26 protein-coding genes are annotated in these 24260 nt (G+C 70.2%); 21 read left to right on the top strand and 5 right to left on the bottom strand.

The features are described from left to right. Positions 1–24 precede the first annotated feature (24 nt). On the top strand, positions 25–672 hold the full coding sequence (locus G9U51_RS17665; protein ID WP_166197123.1) for a TetR/AcrR family transcriptional regulator: 648 nt from the start codon (positions 25–27) through the stop codon (positions 670–672). A 24-nt stretch (positions 673–696) separates the two neighbouring features. Here the strand turns inward: G9U51_RS17665 and G9U51_RS11790 are convergent, their stop codons facing one another. Beyond that, positions 697–1209, bottom strand: coding sequence for a winged helix-turn-helix transcriptional regulator (locus G9U51_RS11790; protein WP_166197122.1), 513 nt, complete (start codon positions 1207–1209; stop codon positions 697–699). A 63-nt stretch (positions 1210–1272) separates the two neighbouring features. On the opposite strand from G9U51_RS11790, the gene G9U51_RS11785 reads away from it, so the two are divergent. From G9U51_RS11785 to G9U51_RS11745, 9 genes are all read left to right on the top strand, one after another. Further along, a complete protein-coding gene (locus G9U51_RS11785; RefSeq protein WP_166197121.1) occupies positions 1273–2670 on the top strand; it encodes an MFS transporter in 1398 nt (465 codons plus the stop codon). Between the two features lie 21 nt (positions 2671–2691). Beyond that, a complete protein-coding gene (locus tag G9U51_RS11780; protein WP_166197120.1) occupies positions 2692–3114 on the top strand; it encodes a PaaI family thioesterase in 423 nt (140 codons plus the stop codon). A gap of 213 nt (positions 3115–3327) precedes the next feature. Then, positions 3328–4554, top strand: a complete 1227-nt coding sequence (locus G9U51_RS11775) for a CpaF family protein (RefSeq protein ID WP_166197119.1) — start codon at positions 3328–3330, stop codon at positions 4552–4554. Beyond that, positions 4551–5411 carry a type II secretion system F family protein gene (locus G9U51_RS11770; RefSeq protein ID WP_166197118.1) on the top strand — a complete coding sequence of 287 codons (861 nt, stop codon included), beginning with the start codon at positions 4551–4553 and terminating at the stop codon, positions 5409–5411. The genes G9U51_RS11775 and G9U51_RS11770 overlap by 4 nt, the downstream gene beginning before the upstream one ends. Next, positions 5408–6337, top strand: coding sequence for a type II secretion system F family protein (locus G9U51_RS11765; protein WP_166197117.1), 930 nt, complete (start codon positions 5408–5410; stop codon positions 6335–6337). Before G9U51_RS11770 ends, G9U51_RS11765 begins: the two co-directional genes overlap by 4 nt. Positions 6338–6404: 67 nt before the next feature. Continuing rightward, positions 6405–6623, top strand: a complete 219-nt coding sequence (locus G9U51_RS11760; RefSeq protein WP_166197116.1) for a hypothetical protein — start codon at positions 6405–6407, stop codon at positions 6621–6623. Further along, positions 6554–7000 carry a TadE/TadG family type IV pilus assembly protein gene (locus G9U51_RS11755; protein WP_328823450.1) on the top strand — a complete coding sequence of 149 codons (447 nt, stop codon included), beginning with the start codon at positions 6554–6556 and terminating at the stop codon, positions 6998–7000. Before G9U51_RS11760 ends, G9U51_RS11755 begins: the two co-directional genes overlap by 70 nt. Then, positions 6997–7437, top strand: coding sequence for a pilus assembly protein (locus G9U51_RS11750; RefSeq protein WP_166197114.1), 441 nt, complete (start codon positions 6997–6999; stop codon positions 7435–7437). The genes G9U51_RS11755 and G9U51_RS11750 overlap by 4 nt, the downstream gene beginning before the upstream one ends. Next, positions 7434–7913, top strand: coding sequence for a pilus assembly protein TadG-related protein (locus G9U51_RS11745; RefSeq protein ID WP_166197113.1), 480 nt, complete (start codon positions 7434–7436; stop codon positions 7911–7913). The genes G9U51_RS11750 and G9U51_RS11745 overlap by 4 nt, the downstream gene beginning before the upstream one ends. Positions 7914–7930: 17 nt before the next feature. Here G9U51_RS11745 and G9U51_RS11740 read toward each other — a convergent pair whose 3' ends face one another. Next, positions 7931–8161 carry a type II toxin-antitoxin system VapB family antitoxin gene (locus G9U51_RS11740; protein WP_166197112.1) on the bottom strand — a complete coding sequence of 77 codons (231 nt, stop codon included), beginning with the start codon at positions 8159–8161 and terminating at the stop codon, positions 7931–7933. A 132-nt stretch (positions 8162–8293) separates the two neighbouring features. Between G9U51_RS11740 and prfB the strand changes: the two genes are divergently transcribed. The 6 genes from prfB (at position 8294) to G9U51_RS11710 (ending at position 14204) form a co-directional block, all read left to right on the top strand. Then, positions 8294–9406 carry a peptide chain release factor 2 gene (gene prfB / locus G9U51_RS11735; RefSeq protein WP_166197111.1) on the top strand — a complete coding sequence of 371 codons (1113 nt, stop codon included), beginning with the start codon at positions 8294–8296 and terminating at the stop codon, positions 9404–9406. A 108-nt stretch (positions 9407–9514) separates the two neighbouring features. Next, on the top strand, positions 9515–10222 hold the full coding sequence (gene ftsE / locus G9U51_RS11730; protein WP_166197110.1) for a cell division ATP-binding protein FtsE: 708 nt from the start codon (positions 9515–9517) through the stop codon (positions 10220–10222). A 3-nt stretch (positions 10223–10225) separates the two neighbouring features. Further along, a complete protein-coding gene (gene ftsX, locus G9U51_RS11725; protein WP_166197109.1) occupies positions 10226–11146 on the top strand; it encodes a permease-like cell division protein FtsX in 921 nt (306 codons plus the stop codon). 17 nt (positions 11147–11163) lie between these two features. Then, the gene (locus G9U51_RS17880) at positions 11164–12459 is read left to right on the top strand and encodes a peptidoglycan DD-metalloendopeptidase family protein (protein ID WP_166197108.1); all 1296 of its coding nucleotides are present in this window, start codon (positions 11164–11166) and stop codon (positions 12457–12459) included. 51 nt (positions 12460–12510) lie between these two features. Continuing rightward, positions 12511–12981: an SsrA-binding protein SmpB gene (gene smpB, locus G9U51_RS11715; RefSeq protein ID WP_166197107.1), complete on the top strand. Its 471-nt coding sequence runs from the start codon at positions 12511–12513 to the stop codon at positions 12979–12981. 14 nt (positions 12982–12995) lie between these two features. Next, on the top strand, positions 12996–14204 hold the full coding sequence (locus tag G9U51_RS11710) for a PQQ-dependent sugar dehydrogenase (RefSeq protein ID WP_166197106.1): 1209 nt from the start codon (positions 12996–12998) through the stop codon (positions 14202–14204). Positions 14205–14210: 6 nt separating this feature from the next. Here the strand turns inward: G9U51_RS11710 and G9U51_RS11705 are convergent, their stop codons facing one another. Beyond that, a complete protein-coding gene (locus tag G9U51_RS11705; protein WP_166197105.1) occupies positions 14211–16775 on the bottom strand; it encodes an FHA domain-containing protein in 2565 nt (854 codons plus the stop codon). 34 nt (positions 16776–16809) lie between these two features. After that, positions 16810–17682, bottom strand: a complete 873-nt coding sequence (locus G9U51_RS11700; protein WP_166197104.1) for an FHA domain-containing protein — start codon at positions 17680–17682, stop codon at positions 16810–16812. Between the two features lie 192 nt (positions 17683–17874). On the opposite strand from G9U51_RS11700, the gene G9U51_RS11695 reads away from it, so the two are divergent. Further along, a complete protein-coding gene (locus G9U51_RS11695) occupies positions 17875–19311 on the top strand; it encodes an NAD(P)/FAD-dependent oxidoreductase (RefSeq protein WP_166197103.1) in 1437 nt (478 codons plus the stop codon). A 69-nt stretch (positions 19312–19380) separates the two neighbouring features. Here the strand turns inward: G9U51_RS11695 and G9U51_RS11690 are convergent, their stop codons facing one another. Next, positions 19381–19605: a hypothetical protein gene (locus tag G9U51_RS11690; RefSeq protein ID WP_166197102.1), complete on the bottom strand. Its 225-nt coding sequence runs from the start codon at positions 19603–19605 to the stop codon at positions 19381–19383. 143 nt (positions 19606–19748) lie between these two features. On the opposite strand from G9U51_RS11690, the gene G9U51_RS11685 reads away from it, so the two are divergent. Genes G9U51_RS11685 through G9U51_RS11670 form a run of 4 tightly spaced genes read left to right on the top strand, consistent with a single transcriptional unit; the run spans position 19749 to position 24214 of the window. Further along, positions 19749–21020, top strand: coding sequence for a M16 family metallopeptidase (locus G9U51_RS11685; RefSeq protein ID WP_166197101.1), 1272 nt, complete (start codon positions 19749–19751; stop codon positions 21018–21020). Continuing rightward, positions 21017–22354 (top strand): M16 family metallopeptidase, encoded by a 1338-nt coding sequence (locus G9U51_RS11680; RefSeq protein ID WP_166197100.1) that lies wholly within the window; start codon positions 21017–21019, stop codon positions 22352–22354. Before G9U51_RS11685 ends, G9U51_RS11680 begins: the two co-directional genes overlap by 4 nt. Before the next feature lie 49 nt (positions 22355–22403). After that, the gene (locus tag G9U51_RS11675; RefSeq protein WP_166197099.1) at positions 22404–23000 is read left to right on the top strand and encodes an ArsR/SmtB family transcription factor; all 597 of its coding nucleotides are present in this window, start codon (positions 22404–22406) and stop codon (positions 22998–23000) included. Beyond that, positions 22997–24214 carry an MFS transporter gene (locus G9U51_RS11670; protein ID WP_166197098.1) on the top strand — a complete coding sequence of 406 codons (1218 nt, stop codon included), beginning with the start codon at positions 22997–22999 and terminating at the stop codon, positions 24212–24214. Before G9U51_RS11675 ends, G9U51_RS11670 begins: the two co-directional genes overlap by 4 nt. Positions 24215–24260: the final 46 nt, after the last annotated feature.

Here is a 24260-nt window from a genome sequence, read left to right as displayed (position 1 = left end):
GACAGCACGAGCAGGGAGGGCCGGATGACGAGCGCGCGTCCCGCGCCGACCCGGTTGCGCATCCTCATCGAGGCATCGCGACTTTTCGCGATCCGCGGATATCACGGGACCTCGACGCGCGATATCGCTGGGGCGGTCGGCATCCAACAACCCTCGCTCTACAAGCATTTCGCGACCAAGCACGAGATCCTGGCGGCACTGCTCGATGAGGATCTTGGGCCGGCGCTCGCCCGGATCCGGGCGGCCGTGGCCGCCGACGGGCAGGTGGCCGTGCGCCTGCACGCCTTCGTGGTCGGTGACATCGCCGCGGTGCTCTCCCTGCCGTATGACGTGCGCGGGCTCTACAACGACGACGTGCTGCAACTGCCGGAGCTGGCCGCGCAGGCGCGCAGCCGGGCACGCTTGCACGCTGCGACGGCGGATCTGGTGCGACTCGGGGTCGAGGCCGGTGAGTTCGTGGCGGAGGAGCCGGAGTTCGTGCAGGGTGCGATCACCGGGCTGTTGCTCGAGGTGGTGCGTGAGCAGGGGCCGGAGCCGGCGGCCGATCCCCGCACGCCGGCGACCCGGGTGGCCGATTTCGTGCTGCGCTCGGTGCTGGCCGATCCACGGCGTATGCCGGAGGTGCGCGCCGCGAGCGCGACTCTGGCGGCTCGCATCGAGCGTGCCGGCTGACGCACCTCAAGAGGCGGGCTCAGTTCACGGGATCGGCGTGAGCATCCGGTGCGGGGTGCTCAGCGCGACGGCGACCGGGTCGCTCCGGCGACTGCCGTGGGGCCCGTCCGCCAAACGTACGACCAGTTCGGCGACGTCGGGCACCGTCCCGCAGGTGGGGCAGCGGCCGGCGTCGTCGAGGTCAGTGCCACAGTCGGCGTGGCTGAACACCCGAGGCGGATGGTTGCCGGACAGGTGCTGCTCGCCCCACTTGCTCAGCGCATAGATGCTCGGCCACAGCGCGCGGCCGGCGTCGGTGAGGACATACTCCACCGCCCGGCCCTTCGGCCGCCGCTCCAGCACGCCCGCGGCCACCAGCGCGTCGAGCCGCTCGGTCAGCACCCCGCGGGAGATGTCCAGGTGCGCCAGCAGGTCGCTGAAATGCCGCACACCGTAGAAGCAGTCCCGCAGGATCAGCAGCGTCCAGCGCTCGCCGACCACCTCCAGCGCCCGCGCGAGGAAGCACCCCTGCTGCTCGTATCCGTTGCCCAGTGCCACGTTCCCGCAGTCTACCCGATAAGTCTCGTCATGAGACTCATAGCGTGGTAGACAGGTCTGGTGATGAGACCGAACAGCCCGGGAGCGTATGGCGCGGTGCTGGCCCTCGTCGTGGCGAGCACCTTCTGGTCGATGGTCGCCTACGCCGGTCCGCTCGGGAACGCGGTGACGCTGTCCGCCGCGCTCGACGCATCGACCGCCGGCACCACCTGGGTGCTCGCGTCGATGAGCGTGGGCCTCGCCGTCACCCTGCTCGCCGCCGGAGTGGTCGCCGACGCGCTCGGCCGCGCTCGCGTATTCGCCCTGGGCGCAATGGTTTTCGCGGGAGCCAACCTCGTGTGCGCCGTGGTCGGCGGCACCGGACCGTTCGTCGCCGCGAGGGTCGTGGTCGGCTTCGGCGCGGCCGGGATGATCGCGACCGGGCTCGGTCTGCTCGCCGCGGCCGACGGCGCCGGGCGCCGCCGCTCGACGTCCGCCGTCTGGTGGAGCGCCGCGATGGGCGCAGGCATCGCGCTCGGCCCGCTGCTGACCGGAGTGCTCGACCTGGGCGGGGCGTGGCGCTGGTTCTACGCCGGGCTCGCGCTCGTCGGCCTGCTGTTGTCCGTCTTCGCCGGCCGGGTGCTGCCCGTCGAGCCACCCACCGAACGAGCCCGGCGCCTCGACCTGGTCGGGTTCACCCTGCTCACGGCGTTCCTCGCGCTGCTGATCACCGCGATCGTGCAGGTGCGGGCCGGCGGGCCGGTGCTCGCGGCCGTGCTGCTCGGCGGGTCGGTGCTGCTGCTCGTGGCCCTCGGGCTCAGCCAGCGCCGACCGCAGCGCCTGGTCGACCCGGGCATCTTCACCCACCGCCCCTTCCTCGGCGCGACGATCGCCGGCCTCGGCACCGGCCTCGGGATCATCGCCGCTTCGTCCTTCCTGTGCACGGTGCTGGTGCGGGGGGTCGGGCTGAGCACGTTCCAGGCCGCGGGCGTGCTGGCCGCCTGGTCGGGCACGAGCGCCCTGGCCGCCCTGGCGCTCGTGCGGCACGGCCCGCGCATCCCCGGCCGCGTGCAGTTGACCGCCGGGCTCGTCGGCGTCGCGGTCGGGCTGGTGCTGCTGGCCGGCGTGGAGGACCCGGTCAGCGCGTGGCGGTTCGTGCCCGGGCTGGCGGTCTGCGGCTGCGCGTCGGGGCTGCTCAACGCCGGCCTCGCCCGGCAGGCCGTCGCGACCGTGCCGGGTGGGCTCGCCGCCACCGGGACCGCCGCCAACAACACCGCCCGCTACCTCGGGGCCGCGGTCGGCGTCAGCGTCGCCAGTGTGACCGCCGGCACCGACCTGCTGGCCGGCTGGAACCGGGTGGCGCTGCTTGCCGCGGCCTGCTCGCTGCTCGCGGCACTGACCGTCGCCTGGCTCTCCCGCGGTGAGGGGGAGCGCGGGGTTGCGGGCGCACGAACCGGCACCTGGCGTACCGCAGCAGAGTGATCCATCTCGATCGGAGGAGCTATGACCGCACCCGTCCCCTTGCCCGACTTCGCGCTCGAGGTCGCCAGCCCGTTCGTCGCGGCGAGCGGCCTGCGCGTCGATGAGTATGACGGCGCCCACGTGCGCGGGCACGTCGACCTCGGCCCGACGCAGCACACGCCCTGGGGCGTCGTGCACGGCGGCGCCCACTGCAGCATCGTCGAATCCGCCGCCAGCATTGGCGGGTCGGCCGCGGTGGCCGGGCGCGGTCAGGTCGCGGTCGACGTGCACAATGCCACCGACCTGATCCGCTCCACCACGGGCGGCCGCGCCGAGGTCGAGGCGCTGCCGGTGCACCAGGGCCGCACCCAGCAGCTCTGGGAGGTCGAGATCCGCCAGGACGGCAAGCTGCTCGCGCGCGGCAATGTGCGGCTGCAGAACGTCGACGCGAGCCGGGTGGGGTAACGGTCTGCCCCCAGCCGGCGTGACGGCGATGACGAAGGGGTTCGCCGGAGAACGGCCGGGGCTGGTGTGACGCACGAGTCGGGTGACAACTGCGTGGGTAAGCGGCAAGTAAAGCTTCCTGTGGAAATCGGTTCAGCACCCGCTCAGGTGTGTTTGATAAGCGCATCGCCCGAGATCGAAAAATTGCGGGCGCCACCGGCAAGGAGGGTGCCGATGCAGGGGATCGACGTCATCGAGGGTGAGGTCAGGGAGCTCATCCGTCGACGCCGGCTCGATCCGGCGCGCGATCAGGACGTGCTGCACGGCCTGGTCCGCGATGTCGTCGCCGACTACGAGGAGCGCAGCCTGCGCGGCGGTCTCGAGCCGCTCGGTGACCGGGACACCGCGACCCGGCGGGTGATGGACGCGGTCGTCGGCTTCGGCCCGCTGCAGCCCTATCTGGACGATCCGACGGTCGAGGAGATTTGGGTCAATGATCCGACCCGGGTCTTCGTCGCCCGCCAGGGCGTCGCCGAGCTCACCAACACCATCCTGACCGAGGAGCAGGTCAAGGCCCTCGTCGAGCGGATGCTCAAACCGTCGGGCCGGCGGGTCGACCTCAGCTCCCCGTTCGTGGACGCGACGCTGACCGACGGCTCGCGGCTGCACGTCGCCATACCTGATGTCACTCCGAACACCTGGTATCTCAACATTCGCAAATTCGTCGCCCGGGCCTACACCCTCGATGACCAGGTGCGCCTGGGCACCCTCACCCAACCGGCGGCGCGCTTCCTCGGGGCGGCCGTCGCGTCCGGGCTCAACGTGCTGGTCGCCGGCGGCACCCAGGCCGGGAAGACCACCCTGCTCAACTGTCTCGGCAGTGCGATTCCCTCCCAGGAGCGGGTGGTGAGTTGCGAGGAGGTCTTCGAGCTCAAATTGTCCGCGCGCGACTGGGCGGCGATGCAGTGCCGGCAGCCGAGCCTGGAGGGCACCGGCGAGATCCCGTTGCGCCGGCTGGTCAAGGAGGCCCTGCGGATGCGGCCCTCGCGGATCATCGTCGGCGAGGTGCGCCAGGAGGAGAGCCTCGACCTGCTGATCGCGCTCAACTCGGGGCTGCCGGGCATGGCCACCGTGCACGCCAACTCCGCCCGCGAAGCGGTCATCAAGATGTGCACCCTGCCGTTGCTCGCCGGGCCGAATGTCAGCGCCCAGTTCGTCGTGCCGACCGTGGCGAGCGCGGTGGACCTGATCGTGCACATCGCCCTCGAACGCGACGGCCGCCGACGGGTGCGCGAGATCGTCGCGGTGCCCGGGCGGGTCGAGGGCGATGTCATCGAGCTGGCCGACCTGTTCGTCACCGAGGGCGGTGAACTGGTGCGGGGCACCGGCTATCCACCGCACGAGGAACAGTTCGCCCGCGCCGGTTATGACGTGCGTGAGTTGCTCGGGAGATATGCATGATCTCCCTCACCGCGCTCTGTTTCGGGCTGGGCGTCTTCTGCCTCTACTGGTCGACCTGGCCACGACAGGAGAGCCGCAAAGGATCTCGGGCGGACTTCACCGAGCGGCTGCGCGACGACGTCGCGTTGTGTGACATCCCCGGCCTTACCTTCGGCCGCCTGATCGCCGTTGCGTGCGGGGTCGGCGCCTTCGTCTTCCTCATCGGTATGGCGGCGCTCGGCGTCGCGCCCGTCGCGCTGGCCTTCGCGCTGATCAGCGCATGGGGGCCGATCGCGTTGATTCGCAGTCGTGCTCGCCGCCGCCGATCGCAACGCCGGGACCTGTGGCCGGATGTCGTCGACCACGTCGCCTCAGCCGTGCGCGCCGGCCTCGCCCTGCCAGAAGCGTTGTCCCAGTTGGCGATTCGCGGACCGGTCGAGTTGCGGCCGCTCTTCGAGCAGTTCGCCCACGACTACCGCACGAGCGGCGACTTCCACCGGTCTCTCGACGCGCTGAAGGCGCGCCTGGCCGACCCGGTGGGCGACCGGCTGGTCGAGTCGGTCCGCATCGCGCGTGAAGTCGGTGGGACCGACCTCGGCCGATTGTTGCGGACGCTGTCGACCTTCCTGCGCGAGGACGCGCGCACCAGGGCCGAACTCGAGGCGCGCCAGTCCTGGACCGTCAACGCCGCCCGGCTGGCGCTGGTCGCACCGTGGGCGGTGCTGCTGATGCTGGCCACGCGAGGCGACTCGCTCACGGCATACCAGCGACCGAGCGGCGTGCTGGTCCTGATCATCGGCGGCGCGATCTCGCTGCTCGCCTACCAGATCATGCGGCGGATCGGCCGGCTGCCGCACGAGGAGCGGGTGATGCGATGACGCTGCAGCTTCCCTGGGTGGGCGCGTTGTGCGGGTTGCTCGCGGGCACGGGCCTGCTCGTGATCTGGGCTCGGTTGCCGTTCCGTCGCCGTCCCGGTCTCGCCGACCGGATCGCGCCGTATGTCGCCGACGCCCCACCGCCGTCGAAATACCTTGCGACGCAACGCAATACCACGTCATACGGGATGGCCAGGCCTGCTTTGGAACGCCTCGGCAAGGCGGTCGACGCGGTGCTCGGTGGGGCGACTTCGGTGCGCAAGCGACTCGAACGATCCGGCCGGGCACCCGATGTCGACCAGTTCCGCGCGGAGCAGGCGCTGTGGGGAGTCCTCGCGGGCGTCGCCGCTGCCTGCTGGGTGGGCGTGCGTGCGGCTTCCGGTGGAGCATCGCTGGTGTCTGGCGTGCTGATGATCCTGGTGGCCATCGGCATCGGGGTCGTGGCGCGCGATCAGATGCTGACCCGCGCCGCTGACCGGCGCGGCCGGCAGATCCTCACCGAGTTTCCGGCGGTCGCCGAGATGCTCGCCCTGGCGGTGACCGCCGGGGAGGGTGCGGCAGCAGCGCTGGAGCGGGTGGCGCGGTTGTCCAAGGGTGATCTCGCCGGCGAGCTCGCCCGCTGCCTCGTCGATGCCCGGGCCGGTGCCACGCTGCCCGACGCCTTGCAAGGGCTCGCCGACCGGACCGGCCTGCCGAGTGTGGCTCGCTTCGTCGACGGCGTCGTGATCGCGGTCGAGCGGGGCACGCCCCTTGCCGACGTGATGCGCGCCCAGGCGCAGGACGCCCGGGATGCGAGCAAGCAGCAACTGATCGAGATCGGTGGCCGCAAGGAGTTGCTGATGATGGTCCCGGTCGTCTTCCTGGTGCTGCCCGTCACCGTCCTCTTCGCCGTCTGGCCGGGCCTGAGCGCCCTCCAGTTGACGATGTGAGGCGCACGAATGTTGTTGTCCCCCAACCGATCACCCCGATCGATACCACCAAGAGGAAGGAACTGTCATGACCAGTTTGCAGAACGCCCAGGATCGACTCCTGCGCACCGTGATCGCCCGCACCCAGCAGGTGAGCTCCCGCGACAATCGCGACCGTGGCGACGTGCCCGGGTGGGTGCTCATCACGCTGATGACCGCCGGCTTGGTCACCGCCCTGTGGAAGTTCGCCCAGCCGGCGCTGACCAGCTTGTTCGACAACGCGATCAGCTCGGTCAACGGCAAGTAACCCGCCGCGACCACGGCAGCGCCGTCGCGGAATTCGCGATGGTGTCGGCGCTGCTGGTGGTGCTCTTCCTGGCGGCCTTCCAGGTCGGGTTCGCGCTCTACGTCCGCAACAACCTGACCGCCTTCGCCGCCGAGGGAGCGCGGTATGGCGCTCGCGCCGACTCCTCGCCCGCTCAGGGGGCGGAGCGAGCGCGGTCGCTGATCAGCGCCGGCCTCTCGGGTCGCTATGCCTCGAATGTGTCGGCCGACCAGGTGTCCGAGAACGGCGCCCGCGTGGTGCGGGTCACCGTGCGAGCGCCCATCCCGGTCATTGGACCCTTCGGGCCGCAGGGCGCGCTCACCGTCACCGGGCGCGCCTACGCCGAGGGTCAGGGATGAGCCGGCTGCGGGCCCGGCTCGGGCGGCGCGACTCGGGCAGCGCGGTGCTCGAGTTCCTCGTCGTCGGGGTGCTGCTCACCTTGCCGGTCTTCTATCTGGTCATGTGCCTGGCCCGGCTGCAGGCCGGGGCGTATGGCGCCGCGGCCGCCAGCCGCGAGGCCGGCCGGATGTTCGTCACCGCCACCGACGACGGCGCCGCGTGGTCGAGGGCGTCGGCCGGGATGCAGCTGGCGTTGCAGGACCAGGGGTTCGGCGGCGGTGGACTGCAGGTGGCGTGCACCGCTTCACCGTGCCTGACCCGCGGTGCGTCGGTCACCACCACGACGAGCGTCCGGGTCGACCTGCCGCTCATCCCCGACTTCCTGCGCGGGGTGGTGCCGAGCACGGTCGAGCTGCGCAGCCGGCATACCGAGACGGTCGGGCGGTATCGCGGATGATCCGGCGACTGCGCTCGCGCTGGCGGGCGGCGCGACAGCGACGGCGCGAAGAGGGGCGGATCCTGCTCCTCGGAGCCGGGTTGTTCGCGCTGCTCGGCCTGCTCGTCGTGGGCGGCGTCGACGTCACCGCGGTGCAGCTGGCCAAGCTGCGCGTGCTCGACGCCGCGGATGCCGCCGCGCTCAACGCCGCGGACGATGCCGACCCGACCGACCTCTACAAGGGGGGAGTCGGCACGGGCATCCCGCTCACCGCCGGCCGCGTCGCGACCTCGGCACGCACCAGCCTGTCTCGGCAGGATCGCCCGGCGCATGTCACCAACTGGGCCGTCACCTCGGCCAGCGCTCCCGACGGCACCACGGCAGTGGTGGGGTTGACGGCCACCGTCGATCCGCCGCTGTCCGGCCGCTTCCTGCGAGCGATCGGCGCCGACGTCACCGTCCGGGTCGAGTCCCGCGCCCGGTCCGTCGTGCGATGAATGAAAGGAGGTCAGCCTTAGCCGGTCAGCGGGGTTGTCCCAGCCTTGTCCTCGAGGTCCACGCCCGGTCGAAGGCCACTGCCCCCGAAGACCGGGATCTCAACGGGTTCGGTCGGCATCGCGGGCCGATGCCGCATCAGCAGGCGCAAAGCGTCATCGACCACGTCTCCCAGACTTTGCCCGGTGGCGGCCGCTCGCGCTCGCGCTTCGCGAAGGAGCGCGTCGTCGATCGTCACGGTCGTGCGCATTGCTGCATCATCGCATCATGACGGCCGCGACGTGAGGCGCTCACGTGCCGGGCGGTCGGCCCGATCTGGCGCTGGCCGCCCGAGATGAGGCAGAAAGTCGGGGATCGTCCGCGCCCCGTAAGCTTGTGCCTCGTGGCTGTCGACTTCGCACAAGAGATCAAAGACCTGCGCACGACCATGGAGTCGGTGCGGCAGGTCGTCGACGTCGACGCGCTGAAGCAGCAGATCGGCGAGTTGGAGCAGCAGTCGGCCGCCCCCGACCTGTGGGATGACCAGGAGCGCGCCCAGCAGGTGACCAGCAAGCTGTCGCGCGCCAATGCCGAGGTCGAGCGGATCGCCTCCATGGACTCGCGCATCGACGACCTCGAGGTGCTCGTCGAGATGGGCACCGAGGAGCACGACGCCGACACCATGGCCGAGGCCGAGCGTGAGCTCAACGCGCTGAAGAAGACCGTCGGCGAGCTCGAGGTCCGCACCCTGCTCAACGGCGAATATGACCAGCGCGAGGCGGTCGTCACCATCCGGTCCGGTGCCGGTGGCGTGGACGCGGCCGATTTCGCCGAGATGCTGATGCGGATGTACCTGCGCTGGGCCGAACGCCACGGCTACCCGACCAAGGTGATGGACACGTCATACGCCGAAGAAGCCGGGCTCAAGAGCGCGACCTTCGAGGTCAACGAGCCCTACGCCTTCGGCAACCTGTCGGTCGAGGCCGGCACCCACCGGCTGGTGCGGATCAGCCCGTTCGACAACCAAGGCCGCCGGCAGACCAGCTTCGCCGCCGTCGAGGTGGTGCCGCTGATCGAGACCACCGACACCATCGAGATCCCCGAGAACGAGCTCAAGATCGACGTCTTCCGCTCCTCCGGACCCGGCGGGCAGAGCGTCAACACCACCGACTCCGCGGTGCGGATGACCCACATCCCGACCGGCACCGTGGTGTCGATGCAGAACGAGAAGTCGCAGATCCAAAACCGCGCCGCCGCCCTGCGCGTGCTCCAGTCCCGCCTGCTGCTGCTGAAGAAGCAGGAGGAGGACGCCAAGAAGAAGGAGCTGGCCGGCGATGTGAAGGCCAGCTGGGGTGACCAGATGCGCTCCTACGTGCTGCACCCCTACCAGATGGTGAAGGACCTGCGCACCGAGTACGAGGTGGGCAACACCAGCGCCGTCTTCGACGGCGACATCGACGGCTTCATCGAGGCCGGCATCCGGTGGAAGCGGTCGGCCGAGCGCGACGACGCCTGAGAATAGGCGCGATTCCCGGCGAGTCTGCGGCGCCGGTCCGGATGCGCGACATAGCGTGACGGCGCACCCGTGCCCGCCCCACCTTGAGCGAAGGTCCACCGCGCCCGCATGATCAGCTTCGACCAGGTCACCAAGCGCTACCAAGCCGGCGCCGAACCCGCGCTGGAGGACATCAGCGTCGAGATCGAGCGCGGCGAGTTCGCCTTCCTGATCGGCGCCTCGGGCTCGGGCAAGTCCACGATGATGAAGCTGGTGACCCGGCAGGTCGCCGCCACCCGCGGCACCGTGATGGTCGCCGGGCGCGATCTGCGCACTCTGCCCGACCGCAAGGTGCCGGCCCTGCGCCGCGACATCGGCGTGGTCTTCCAAGACTTCCGGCTGCTGGAGAACAAGACCGTCCACCAGAATGTCGCCTTCGCCCTGCAGGTGCTCGGCGTCAAACGCCGCAAGATCCGCCAGCTGGTCGCCGAGTCGCTCGAGCTGGTAGGCCTGGACGGCAAGGCCCGCCGGCGGCCGCATGAGCTGTCCGGCGGTGAGCAGCAACGGGTGGCGATCGCGCGCGCCATGGTCAAGCAGCCCCAGCTGCTGCTGGCCGACGAACCCACCGGCAACCTCGACCCCGAGACCAGCGACGAGATCGTCAAGGTGCTGCAGCGCATCAACAAGACCGGCACAACCTTGCTCGTCGCCACCCACGACCAGCGCATCGTCGATGACTTCCGCCAGCGGGTGATCGAGTTGTCGCACGGCCAGCTCGTGCGCGACGAGAGCGGCGGCGCCTATCTGCGCGAACGCCGCGGGCGAGGGGAGGGCTGAACCGTGCGGTTGCTCTTCATCCTCGGCGAGACCTGGCAGGGCATCCGCCGCAACGCCTCGATGATCGTCTCGGTGCTGCTGGTGTCGATGATCTCGATGTTCTTCCTCGGCTCCGGCCTGCTCGCCCAGCGCGAGGTCAACCTGGCCAAGGGCTATTGGTACGACAAGGTCGAGGTGTCGGTCTTCTTGTGCACCCCCGACGCGACCAACGTCCCGTCCTGCAGCGAGGGCGCGGTCACGCCCGCCCAGCAGAGTCAGATCCGCCGCGACCTGGTCGGCATGGGCCCGCTCGTGGAGAACCTCTATTACGAAAGCTCGGCGCAGGCCTACAACCGGTTCAAGGCGCAGATGCAGGGCTCGCCCTATCTGTCCGATGTCTCCCCGACCTCGCTGCCCTCCTCCTTCCGCGTCAAACTGTCCGACCCCGGCCGGTATGCCGATGTCGTCGCTCGCATGGACGGCCAACCTGGGGTGCTGGCGGTGAGTGATCAGCGCCAGGTGCTGGACACCTTCTTCAAACTGCTCGGCGTGCTGAGCGTGGGGGCGGTCGGCCTCGCGGTGCTGATGACGGTGTGTGCGGTGCTGCTGATCTCGACCACCGTGCGGCAGGTGGCGTTCAGCCGCCGCAAACAGGTCGAGATCATGCGGCTGGTCGGCGCCTCGGCTTTCGTGATCTACGTGCCGTTCGTCATCGAGATCGTGCTCGCCACGGTGGTCGGCGCGGCCTTGGCGACCGGACTTTTGTGGTTGCTGGTGCACTACGGCGTCAGTGAGTTGTTCAATGGACGTGGCAGCAATGGGGATGTCATCGCCTTGATCGGCACGGGGGACGTGTGGCGTGTCGCGCCGTGGCTGATTCTCGGTGCGGCCATGCTGTCATTGATCGTGTCGTGGTTCAGCCTGAGACGACAGGTGCGCGTATGACGGGGCCGGGAGGCAGCGTGAGACGGACGTGGCGGACGCGAGGCCGGCGCGCCGTCATACTCGCGGCGACGGTGACCCTGGCCGCCTCCACCATGACCGCGCACGCGGACGACCCGGACGCGCAGAAGAAGAAGGTCGACGGACAGATCACCGCGACCCAGGCCGACCTGGAGATGGTGAGCGGCCAGCTGCAGACCGCGATCAAGAACCTCGCCGCGACCGACAAGAAGGTCGGGCTCGCCAACGCCGACCTGGTCAAGAAGCAGGGCTTGCTCAAGACCGCGCAGAACCACTCGCTCGACATGGCCGCCCAGCTGAAGACCGCCCAGGGCGACGAGGCCAAGGCCAAGGGCCAGCTCACCACGATCAACGCCCAGCAGAACCGCACCAAGAAGCTCGTCGGCGGCATCGCCGCGCAGTCCTATATGACCGGCGGCCTGGGCAAATTCGACCTCACCCTGCAGATCCTGATGAGCAAGCAGGATCCCTCCACCCAGATGTCCCTGGCCGATGTGGTGCTGCGCCGCCAGAACGGTGTGCTCACCGACCTGGCCGGACAGCAGGCGCGGGCCAAGGCGACCACCAACCGGCTGTCCGCCGCGACCCGCCGGGTGGCCGGGCTGAAGATCCAGGCCGACAACGCCGTCACCGCCGCGGCCACCGCCCGCAACAACGCGCAGAAGGCCAAGACCGCGCTGGAGAAGCTGCGCAAGGTGCAGGACGCCCAGCGCAAGAAGCTGCAGCAGGCCAAGCAGCAGGACCTTAAGGATCTGGCCTTCCAGAAGGCCGAGTCGGTGCGCCTCGGCAAGATCCTCGTGGCCCGGGCGGCCGCGCGGGCCAAGGCGGCGCGCGACGCGGCCGCCCGCAAGGCGATGGCCGCCACCACCGCCCCGCGGGTGATGCCGGCCGGTGCCAACACCTTCCTCACCCCGCCGGGACCGCTGTCGTCGATCGGGTCCGGTTTCGGCATGCGGGTCAACCCGGTGCTGAAGGTGCCGATGTGGCATTACGGCGACGACTTCCCCTATGCCTGCCGCACCCCGGTGTATGCCGCGGCCGCCGGCGAGGTCGTGGAGGCGAGCTCGGACAGCGTCGCCGGGGTCTACATCACCATCGACCACGGCTTCGTCAAGGGCGTCAACCTCGCCACGATGTACGAGCACCTCGACAGCCAGGTCGTCCGCAGCGGCCGGGTGTCCAAGGGCCAGCTGATCGGCTACTCCGGCACGACCGGCCGCTCGACCGGCTGCCATCTGCACTTCGCCACGCTGGTCAACGGGCAGTATGTCGACCCTCGGGGCTGGATCAGCTGACCCACCGCTCGCGCCGGGAAACCGGTTGCGCCGCCTCCGTAGACTTGGGGCATGCCCAAGGAGTCCGGCAAGAAGATCATTGCCAATAACAAGAAGGCGCGGCACGACTACCTCATCGAGGAGACGGTCGAGGCGGGCCTGGTCCTGATGGGCACCGAGGTCAAGAGCCTGCGGATGGGGCGCGCGACGCTCACCGACGGATTCGCCTCCGAGCGGGACGGCGAGCTGTGGCTGGAGAATGTGCACATCCCCGAATACCTCAACGGCACCTGGACCAACCACTCGGCCAAGCGCCGGCGCAAGCTGCTGCTGCATCGCCAGGAGATCGACAAGCTGATGGTGAAATCGCGCGAGGCCGGCCACACACTCATCCCGCTGTCGCTCTACTTCAGCGACGGCCGGGTCAAGGTCGAGATCGGTCTGGCCAAGGGCAAGAAGCTGCACGACAAGCGCCAGGCGCTGCGCGAGCGGCAAGACCGGCGCGAGGCCGAGCGGGCCATGTCGCTGCGCCGGCGGGTGTGAAACGCGCGGCGGGTGTGAAACGCGCGGTCGCCCTCGCCCTGGCGCTGCTGTGCGCCGGGTGCTCGGGGTCGCCGTCGGGCGGTCCCGTCACGGGTTCGCCCGGGCCGGCCGATCCGACCAGCGCGAGCGGCAGCTCCGCATCGACGACCACCCCGGCCCGGCTGTCGGTGCAGGTGGTCACCGCCGGCCTCACCCATCCGTGGGATCTCGGCTTCCTGCCCGGCGGGGCGATGCTCGTCACCGAACGCCCCGGCCGGCTCACCCTGGTCAAGGACGGCCGGCGCTCGCCGGTGGCGGCGGACCTGAAGGATGTTTACGCCCAGGGGGAGGGCGGCCTGATGGGCCTGGCACTCAGCCCCGATTTCGCCACCTCGCGCGAGTTCGTCACCTGCCAGACCTACGCCCAAGGTGACCGGCCGGTCGACATACGGCTGGTGCGGTGGAAGCTGTCCGCGGACTCGCGGTCCGCGACCAAGGTGCGAATTCTGTTGTCCGGTATGCCGATTGCCTCCTCCGGGCGGCACTCCGGCTGCCGGCCGACCTACGGGCCGGAGGGTGCACTGTATGTCGGCACCGGCGACACCGCGGCCGCCCCGGTCGCCCAAGACCTCACCAGCCTGGGCGGAAAACTGTTGCGGCTCAACGGATCCACCGGTGCGCCCTGGCCCGGCAACCCGTGGATCACCGCGGCTAACCCGCGCCAGCGGTATGTCTACGGTTACGGCCACCGAAATGTGCAGGGCGTGGCCGTCCAGCCGGGCACCGGCCGGGTCTGGACCGCCGAGCACGGCCCCGACAACAACGACGAGGTCAATCTCGCCACCGCGGGCGCGAACTATGGCTGGGATCCTTCGCGCGGCGGGACGACCAGCGACTACGACGAGGGCGTGCCGATGACCGACCTGCAGCGCTTCCCGAAGGCGCAACCGGCCGCCTGGTCGTCCGGGCCGACCACCCAGGCGATCTGCGGGGCGGCTTTCCTCACGGCTCCGCAGTGGGGTGGATTGCGTGGTGACCTGGTGATCACCGCGCTCAAGGGTGCGACGCTGCTCGTGCTCAAGCCCACCGGCGCCAACCGGATGCAGGTGGTCGCGGTGCCGGCCGAGACCAATGGCACCTACGGTCGGCTGCGCGCTGCCCGGACCGGCCCGGACGGCGCGCTCTATGTGACGACCAGCAATGGCACCGACGACAAGATCCTGCGGATCACGCCGGCCGGCTGAGCTGGGTCAGTCGGCCCGGTTGCGCGCCACCCGCCACTGGGTGATCGCGGCGAAGACCGCCGCCAGCGCCAACAGCAGGCCCACGGCCAGCACCCAGTGGGCCACATCGTGCTGCCACAACGGGTCGTCGACGACGGGCGCGGGCCGACCGGTCGAGGTGATCAGGATGCGCTGCACGTCGGTGGTCGCCGCGCCGGCGGCATAACCCCACCGGGCGGGCATGAACCACGACAGTTGCTCCAGCCCGGCTCGGCCGCTGAGCGCGAACAGGCCGCCGCTGAACACCAGCTGGGCCATCACGACCACGACGAGCAACGGCATCGTCTGCTCGGAGGTCGTCACGAAACTGGAGATCAGCAGGCCGACGGTCATCGCACAGAAGGCGGTCAGCCAGCACACGACGATCAGCTCCAGCCGGGGCGACCCGAGCAGGATCGCGTCGGAGGGTCCCTTCTTCACCATCGTCACGAGCAGGACGAGGATCACCGACTGTAGGAAGGTCAGCAGCCCGAAGATCGTGATCTTGCCCCAGAGGTATGCCGCCGGCGACAGGCCGACGGCCTTCTCCCGGGTGTAGATCGCCCGCTCGCTCACCAACTCGCGCACGCTGGACGCCATACCCATGAAGAGCGCGCCGACGACCAGCACGACGAGCAGCATCAACGGCTCGGTGCTGCGTTTGAGCACCTCCGGGCCGGGCACCGACAGGCCGTTGGCGCCAGGCACGACCATCGCCAGCACCGCGAGCACCACCGGCAGCAGGAACATGAAGGCGGCATACCCGCGGTCGGCGAGGATCACCCGCAGGTGCCGGCGCGCCAGCGTCGACAACTGGGACGGGATCGACTGCTGCCTCGGCGGGCGTTCCAGTGGTGGCGCCGGCGGGCGTGGCGCGCTGAGCGGCGCCTCGATCTGCTCGGCCTCGAGTGGTGAGGCCTTGAACCGCTGCTGGGAGCCTTCCGGGTCGCGCGCGACCTGGGTGAAGACGTCGGCGTGGTCCTGCAGGTTGAAGAAGGGCAACAGCTGGGCCGGCGGACCGAAGTAGGCGACCTTGCCTCCCGGCGCGAGCAGCAACACCTTGTCGCACACGCCGAGATTGGCGACCGAGTGGGTGATCACCACGACGGTGCGGCCGCCGTCGGCCAGGCCACGCAAGGTCTGCATGACCTGCTTGTCCAGGCCCGGGTCGAGACCGGAGGTCGGTTCGTCCAGGAAGAGCAGCGAGGGTCGGGTGAGCAATTCGAGGGCCACCGAGGTGCGCTTGCGCTGGCCACCGGACAGCTTGTCGACCCGGGTGTCGGCGTGCCCGGTGAGCCCGAGTTCGGCCATCACCTCATCGACCCGCTGGTCGCGCAACGGCTTGTCGAGGTCGTCGGGGAAGCGCAGCTCGGCCGCGAACCGCAACGCTTGGCGCACGGTCAGCTGCCGGTGCACGACATCGTCCTGGGGCACGACACCAATGCGGTGCCGCAGGTCGTCGTAGTTGGTGTAGAGGTCTCGGCCGTCGTAGTAGACCTCGCCCCGCGTGGCCTGCTGTGACCCGGTGAGCGCCTTCAGCAGCGTCGACTTGCCGGCACCGGAGGGGCCGATCACCGCGAGCAGGCTTGAGCCCTCCATCGCGAAGGAGATGTCGTCGAGCAGCTTCTTGCCACCGGGCAACTCGAAGCTCAGGTGGTTGGCGACGAAGGCGACGTCACCTTCGTCGACGCTGGCGACGAGCTGGCCCTGCAGGACGGTGAACCGGGAGTGGCCGACGGCCAGCAGGTCACCCTCACCGAGCCGGCCGCGGGTGATGCGCTGACCGTTGATGTAGGTGCCATTGCGGCTGTCGAGGTCCTCGACCTCGAAGCCCTGCCCGTTCGGCACCAGCCGGCAGTGGGTGCGCGAGACCAGCAGGTCGTCGACGACGATCTGGTTCTCCAGGCCACGACCGATGGTGAAGCCCGGGCCACGCTGGGCCGGACCGCCACCACCGGGCACGCTGAGCACTTGGGGTTCGGCGCCCTGCACGGCGGTGTGCCCCGAGCTCGGCGCAGCGGCCGGTTGGAGGGCCTGCGGTGGCAGCGCGTGCCGGTCGAAGACCACACCGGTGTGCGAGGGGACCCGGGGCACCGAGGAGGTCGCCGGCAGCTTGCGGGGGAGCGGCCCGCTCGCGCCCGGCGGCCGGTCACCGCCGGGCGGCCGGTCACCGCCGCTCGGGGCTCGGCGCGGCAAGGGGCCACTGGTGCTGCCGCGCCGCGGCAGTGGACCGCTCGGCCCACTCGATGAGCCGCTCGCGCTGTCGACGACGACTCCCAGCGGCTGGGCGTCCGCGCCGCCGAGTCGTATGTCGGCGCCGTCGCCCACCAGCGTGGCCGCAGCAATGCGCTGCCCGTTGACGAAGGTGCCATTGGAGCTGCCGAGATCGATGACTTCGATCTCGTCACCCACCCGGCGCAACTGGGCGTGGCGACGGGAGGCGCCCGCGTCGGTGACCATCAGGTCGTTGTCGCGACCGCGTCCGATGGTCACGGTTTCGGACGGCGCGAGACGACGACGGTTGCCGGCGTAGGTCAGCACGACCTCGCTCATGGCGGTTTCCCCCTGGGTGACGGTGTGCGGTGGGTCAGATGGTGACGAGCCAGCCGTCACGCACCTCGAAGGTGGTGGACCCGATGCCGATCCGGTCGCCCTCCTCCAGGTGCGTGCGTTCGACGCGTCGGCCGTTGACGAACGTTCCGTTGCGGCTGCCGAGATCCTCCAGCAGCAGGCCCTGGTCGTCCGCGGTGATCCGCACATGCTGACGGGATACGAGCATGTCGTCCAGCACGATCGAGTTGTGCCGGCCGCGGCCGATGGTCAGCGCGTCCTCGTCGACCTCCTGGCCGCCGGCCGGGTCGGGGGGCGCCGGCGCGAGGGAGGTCGCCGAGTCGGCCGGCGGGCCGGGTGCGTCGGCGGACGAATACTGCGCGCCACCCTCCTCGGGCTTGAACGCATCACCCGGCCGCGGTGGGCGGTCCATGCTCACCGGCGGCTCGTCGTCGTGCCGCTGCGCGGCGTCGGGCGCCGGGGCCGACTGCCACTGCTCCTGCGGCGGCTGCTCCTGCTGTGGCCACTGTTCCTGCGGCGCGGCGTGGGCCGGGTGGGCGGGGTCGCGGTCCGGGTGCACGGCGGGAGCGCCGACCCCGGCGGCCGCCATACCGGCTGCGGCAGCAGGAACGGGCACGTCACGATCGGCGGGAGGCTGCGGCTCCTGCGACGGCTCGGGGGCATCCCAGGACTGCCCGGGCGGCGGGGCCCACGGGTTGCGGTGCTCCTCGGCGGGCGGGGCCGTCGGTGCGGGCGCCGGCTCGGCAGGCTCGGGATCGAAGGCGCCCGGACCGGTCCACGCGCGGGGCGCGTCGGGCCGCGGCTCGTCCCAGACGATCGGCGCCGCCGCACCTGCGGGGGCGCCGGGGGGCGACCACTGCTGCGCGTTCGGGTCCTGATCGTGCGTCATGGCGGCTCTCCGGCGGTCGATGGGGCAGAAACCTGCCTCAGACTACCCAGGCGTCCGCCCGGACGCTGGTGGCGCCGCGCCAATCCGGGCTCGTGGACTGCGAGCGGACTCACACCGCGCGGCTGCGGGCGGACCCGACCGCGCCGATATCGTGGAGGTGAGGAGCCTGCCCCGACCAGTATGTGAGGCGTCATGTCGCAGCCCACCACCACCGCACCACCCACCGGCCGTCACCGGGTGGTGATCATCGGCTCCGGCTTCGGCGGCCTGTTCTCCGCGCGAGCCCTCAAGCACGCCGACGTCGACATCGTGCTGATCTCCTCGACCAGCCACCACCTCTTCCAGCCGCTGCTCTATCAGGTCGCCACGGGCATCCTGTCCGAAGGCGTGATCGCCCCCTCGATCCGCGAGGTGCTGGCCCGCCAGCGCAATGTGACCTGCCTGTTCGGGCATGTCGACGCCATCGACCTGGCCACCCGGACGATCACCGCTCGCACGCTCGACAGCACCCAGGAGTACTCCTATGACAGCCTGATCGTCGCGGCCGGGGCTGGGCAGTCCTATTTCGGCAATGACCACTTCGCTCGCTACGCGCCCGGGATGAAGAGCATCGACGACGCGCTCGAGCTGCGCGGCCGGATCTTCGGCTCCTTCGAGCTGGCCGAACTCGCCGCCAGCTCCGGACGCGAGCAGGACCTCAGTCGGCTGATGACCTTCGTGGTCGTCGGCGCCGGACCGACCGGTGTGGAGATGGCCGGGCAGATCGCCGAACTGTCCAAGCGCACCCTCAAGCACGACTTCCGCCGGATCAACTCCAAGGAGGCCCACGTCGTGCTCGTCGACGCGGCCGACCAGGTGCTGCCGGCCTTCGGCACCCATCTCGGCGGCCGCGCCGAAGCCCGGCTCAAGCAGATGGGCGTCGAGGTGCAGCTGGGCGCCAAGGTGGTCGACGTCGACAACGACGGCATCGTCATCGAGGACAAGGACGGCCAGCGCCGGCGCATCGAGGCGCTGTGCAAGGTGTGGGCGGCCGGCGTGCAGGCCAGCCCGCTCGGTGCCCAGCTGGCCGAGCAGAGCGGTGCCGGCATCGACCGCTCGGGGCGGGTCGAGGTCGAGCCCGACCTGACCCTGCCGGGACACCCCGAGGTGTTCGTCGTCGGCGACATGATCTCGCTGGACAACCTGCCCGGCGTTGCCCAGAACGCCATCCAAGGCGGCCGGTTCGCCGCCCGGCAGATCATCCGCCGGCTCAAGGGCGAGCCCACCCAGCCGGCGTTCCACTACAAGGACAAGGGGTCGATGGCGACCATCTCGCGGTTCTCCGCGGTCGCCAGCATCGGCAAGGCCCAGCTGTCCGGATTCATCGCGTGGCTGATGTGGCTCGGTGTCCACCTCGTCTACATCATCGGCTTCAAATCTCAGATCACCACGCTGCTGCACTGGGCGGTGTCCTTCCTCGGCCGAGGGCGAGGGGAGCGCACCTCCACCGAGCAGCAGATCTACGCCCGGGTGGCCATCGAGAAGCTCGGTGACCGGTTCACGCCCCGCTCCGGGCTGTCACCGACGCCTCCCTCGGATCAGTCGGCGGTCCCTGCACCCGAGCAGGAGCGGCACCTGAGCGCGGGGTGACCGCGGCCGGCATACGGCAGGGATCGAGCCCGGCCCGTTGACCGGACCGGGCTCGAGCAGGTGCGGCGATCAGCCCTCGTGGCGCTCCAGGGCGACCAGCACACCGGCGGTCGCGAAGTACTTGTTCGACCCGAGGTCACGGATGGTCTTAATGCCGAGCAGGGCCGCCAATGCCTCCGCGTGACGGGGCGTGAGCCCGGCGAGCGCGTCGACCGGCGCGTCGAGGATGTCCTTCAGCAACTTGTCCTCGTAGTCCTTGTCGAGCTTCTTGGCCAGGTTGACCGAGACGGCCATGGTGCACTCCTTCGCGTCCGAGATATGCCGGTGCCGCGGCGCGAGCACCGCGATCACTCTGGTCCGACTGGGCCCCGCCCACAAGGGTGCACGGCAAAGACTCAGTGAACTCGCAGGCTGGCGGCTTTCGTACAGTGACCCGCATGCCGCTGGACTATGAGATCGCGACGCGCACGCTCGCAAACGGATTGCGGGTGCACGTCGCGCCTGACCCAGGCGTCCCCATCGTCGCGGTCAACCTGTGGGTCGGTGTCGGCTCGCGGCACGAGCGGGCCGGCCGCACCGGCTTCGCGCATCTCTTCGAGCACCTGATGTTCCAGGGATCACGGGAGGTCGCCGAGGGCGAGCATTTCGCCGCGATGCTCGGACAGGGCGCCCGGCTGAATGCCACCACGTGGTTCGACCGCACCAACTATTTCGAGACCGTGCCGACCGGCGCGATGGAGCTCGCGCTGTGGCTGGAGGCCGACCGGCACGGGCACCTGCTCGACGCCGTCACCCAGGACAACCTCGACAACCAGCGCGATGTGGTGAAGGAGGAGAAGCGGCAGCGCTATGACAACCGGCCCTACGGCAACGCGATGGTCGATGTCTATGCGACCGTCTTCCCGCAGGGGCATCCCTATCACCATCCGACGATCGGCTCGATGGCCGATCTGGACGCGGCATCGCTCGACGACGTGCACGAGTTCTACCGGCGCCACTACGGGCCCAACAACACCGTGCTGACGCTCGTTGGGGATGTGACCCCGGAGGAAGGTTTCGCCGCGGCCGAGCGCTATTTCGGCTCGCTTCCTGCGGTCGAGCTCGAGCCGGAGCCTGTGGCCGCGCCGCTCGCGCCCTTGGAGCAGCCGGCGCGCTGCGAGCGGACCGAGGACGTCCCCTCGGACCGGATCTGGCTGGCCTTCCGCCTGCCCGCGGCGCACACCCGCGAGTTCTATGCCGCCGAGCTCGCGCTCGACCTGCTCGCCGGGCTCGCCACCTCGCGGCTCTACCGGCGACTCGTGCGACGCGAGCAGATCGCCACGCACGTCTCGCAGACCGCGATGGGCCTGGTCGCCGGCACCTCACTCGGGTTGTTGTCGGTCGAGGTGGCTGAGGGCCGCACCGTCCAAGAGGTGGAGGAGGCGGTGTGCGCCGAGCTCGACCGGCTGATCGCCGAGCCGCCGACCGACGACGAACTCGCGACCGTGCGCGCCGACCTCGAACGGTGGTGGCTGCAGGCGCTGGCCTCGCACGACGAACGCGCCGACCTGATCAGCCACTATTCGTTGCTGCACAACGACCCTGAGCACATCAACCGCTATCTCGACGAGCAGGCCACGCTCACCGCCGACGACGTCATCCGAGTGGCGCAGACCTGGTTGCGACCGCAGTCGCGAGCCGCCGTCATCTACCGCCGGGAGACCTCATGACCGCCCGCCCGATCGTCCAACCGCCGCGGCCGTGGGCCTTTCCCGAGACCGTTGAGCAGCGGTTGGCCAATGGCGTCGTGGCCGAAGTGATCCCGCTGCCCGGCCAGAAGGTTGTCTCGACCCGGCTCATCGTCCCCGTGCCCGCCGCCGCCGAGCCGCGCGCACAAGAAGGTGTCGGCACCATCGTCTCGCGCACGATGGACGAGGGCACCGCTGCACGGTCCGCCGAGGAGATGGCAGAACTGTTGGAGCGCAACGGGATTGCGCTCTCCGGAGGTATGACGGCCCGCGGCCTGGTCATGGACCTCGAGGCGACCGGTGGTCACCTGGACACCGCCTGGGAGCTCACCCGGGAGTTCATCTCTGAGCCGGCCTTCGACAGCACGGAAGTGAATCGCCATGTGCGGCAACGGATTGCCGAGGCCGAGCACGAGCTGGCCGACGCCGGTGCGCGCGCCGCGGTGGAGTGGGTGCGACGGTTCTACACCTCCTCGTCGCGCGCCTCTCGCCCGCTCGGCGGGTCACCAGAGACGATCGGGACGATCGACGCAGAGGCGTGCCGAGCGTTCCACTCGGCATACATCCGCCCGGAGGGCGCGCGGGTGGTCGTGGCCGGTGATGTGGACGCCGCGGACGTCTTCGAGCGACTCGACCGGACCATCGGGCGGTGGGACGAATCCGCTTCTGCCGCAACGCCGGTCGAGGTCAACGAGGCGCTCTCACCCGACCGGGGTGGTGTCACCTTCGTGCACCGGCCGGGGTCGGTGCAGACCGAGATCCAGCTCGGCTGGCAGGGGCCGTCGCGGCGGGTGGACGGCGGCTGGGCGCCCTATCCGGTGCTGTCCTTCGTGTTGGGCGGTGCGCCGACCGCGCGGATCGACAAGGTGCTGCGCGAGGAGAAGGGTTACACCTACGGCATGCGCGGCGGCTTCCGGCCGCGGGTGCGCGACGGGGTGTTCTCCGTGAGTGGGTCGGTGCGCGGCGAGGTCACCGCGCCGGCGCTCGAGCTGCTGCTGGAGATCCTGCGGGACGCCGACGGCGGCTTCGGCGCCGACGAGGTGCGCGGGGGAGTGGACTTCCTCGCCAAGACCGCTCCCGGCCGGTTCGCGACCGCGGATGCCGTCGCCGACGAGGTGGCGATGTTGCGCATGGACGGGCTGGGGCCGCAGTGGGTCACCGACTATCTGGCCGACCTGCAGCAGGTGACACCGGAGCGGGCGAGTGAGGCGTGGCGCCGGTACAGCGGGCAGCAGCCTTGCATCGTCCTAGTCGGTGACGCCGAGGCGTATGCCGACGCGGTGCGCGCGTTGGGTCTGACCGTCGACCTGCGCTGATCGCAAAGAAGTGTTTGCAAAGAACTCTTTGTAGTTCTACGGTGAGGCCATGACCTCACCGCGCACGGTCGTCCCCGACACCGCTCAACTCAAGGCGCTCGCCCATCCAGTGCGGCTGCAGATGCTCGGCATGCTGCGGCTCGACGGCGCAGCGACCGCCTCCCAGTTGGCCGACCGGCTCGGCCTCAACTCCGGCGCGACGAGCTACCACCTGCGCCAGCTCGCCGACGCCGGGCTGATCGAGGACGACGCGGAGCGCGGCAACGCTCGGGACCGTTGGTGGCGCGCGGCGCACCGCTCCACCGAGACCGCGAACACGAGTGCCGACCCACAGGAGCGGGCGGTGTTGGAGACCTACCTCGGAGCGGTCGTCGGCACGATGATCGCGCGGCTGCAGGAGTCAGTCGTCGAGCGGCCCGAGCTGCCGGCGCGGTGGGCGACCGCGGTCGACGCCAGTGACTGGGCGATGTGGCTCACTCCCGAGCGCGCTCGCGAACTCGAAGAGCGGGTCCACGCAACCATCGGTGAGTTCGCCGAGGGGGCGCTGGACGAGGCCGACGCCCCGGAAGGCGCGGCCCAGTTCCTCGTGCAGTTCCACGGCTTCCCGCGACCCGGCACCGTCGTTCACCGCGAGGAGGAGGCATGAGCCGGCGCCCGTTCGCCGGCCTGGCGATCGCCGAGACCTTCTCGATCTCCGGCACCCGCCTGGCGCAGATCGCTATCCCGTGGCTGGTGCTGACCACGACCGGGTCGGCGACCTGGACGGGGGTTGTGGGTTTCGCCGAGATGCTGCCCTATGTGCTGGCCAAGGCCTTCGGCGGACCGATCGTGGATCGCATCGGCGCGAAAGCCGTTGCAGTCATTGCGGATTCGCTGAGCGTCTTCGTTGTCGGGCTCGTGCCGGTCCTGCATTGGCTGGGGTTGCTCCCGCTGCCGGTGCTGATCGCGATCGCGGTGCTGATGGGGGTGGTGCGCGGACCGTCTGATGGTGCCAAGCAGGCACTCGTGCCGGTCGTGGCCGAGGTCGGTGGTCTGCCGCTGGAGCGCGTGACGGGTGTGGCCGGTGCGATCGAGCGCCTCGGCGGCACGATCGGCGCGGCGGTCGCCGGCGGTGTCGTCGCGCTGATCGGAGCACCGCAGGCGTTGCTGATCAACGCAGCCACCTTCGCCGTCGCGGCGTTCTGCATCGGGGTGCTGGTGCCCCGCGGCGCGGCCTCGGCGACGGAAGGCCTGTCGTCATACCTCGAGGACCTGCACGAAGGCTGGCGGTTCCTGCGCGGCGACGCCGTGCTGGTCGGCATCACCACGATGGTGGCGCTGACCAACCTGCTCGACCAGGCGTGGGCGGCGGTGCTGGTGCCGGTGTGGGCGCACGACAGCGGGCGTGGCGCGGGAGCGGTGGGGCTCGCCTTCGCGGCCCTGTCCGGGCCGTCGATCCTGGGCGCGCTGCTGGCCGCCGCTTTAGGAGAGCGGATGCCGAGGCTGCCGGTGTACACGGTCGGCTTCCTGCTCGTCGGGCTGCCGCGGTTCGCGGTGTTCGGCGCCGACGTGCCCTTCTGGATGCTGCTCGCCGTGATCGGCATCGGCGGGTTCGCGTCCGGCTTCATCAACCCGATCCTCGGCGCGGTGATCTTCGAGCGCATCCCGAAGCCGTTGGTCGGCCGCGTGAGTGCGCTCAACACCGCGCTGTGCTGGGCGTTGATCCCGTTCGGCGGTCTGCTCGGCGGTGCGCTGATCAGTGGGCTCGGCCTGCGACCGGCGATGTGGATCGTCGGCGTGAGCTATTTCGTCGCCACGCTGATGCCGTTGGTGCGCAAGAGTTTTCGCCAGTTCGGCGATCGACCGGCGCTCGCTGCGTGAGCCGCTCGCGGCGGGTGTCCGCGGGTGCGCACGAACGGTGGTGCGG

It is taken from the genome of Metallococcus carri, assembly GCF_011440275.1.
GTDB lineage: Bacteria > Actinomycetota > Actinomycetes > Actinomycetales > Dermatophilaceae > Metallococcus > Metallococcus carri.
Note: the sequence above shows the minus strand (reverse complement) of the source record. Positions and strands in the feature narration are given on the sequence as shown.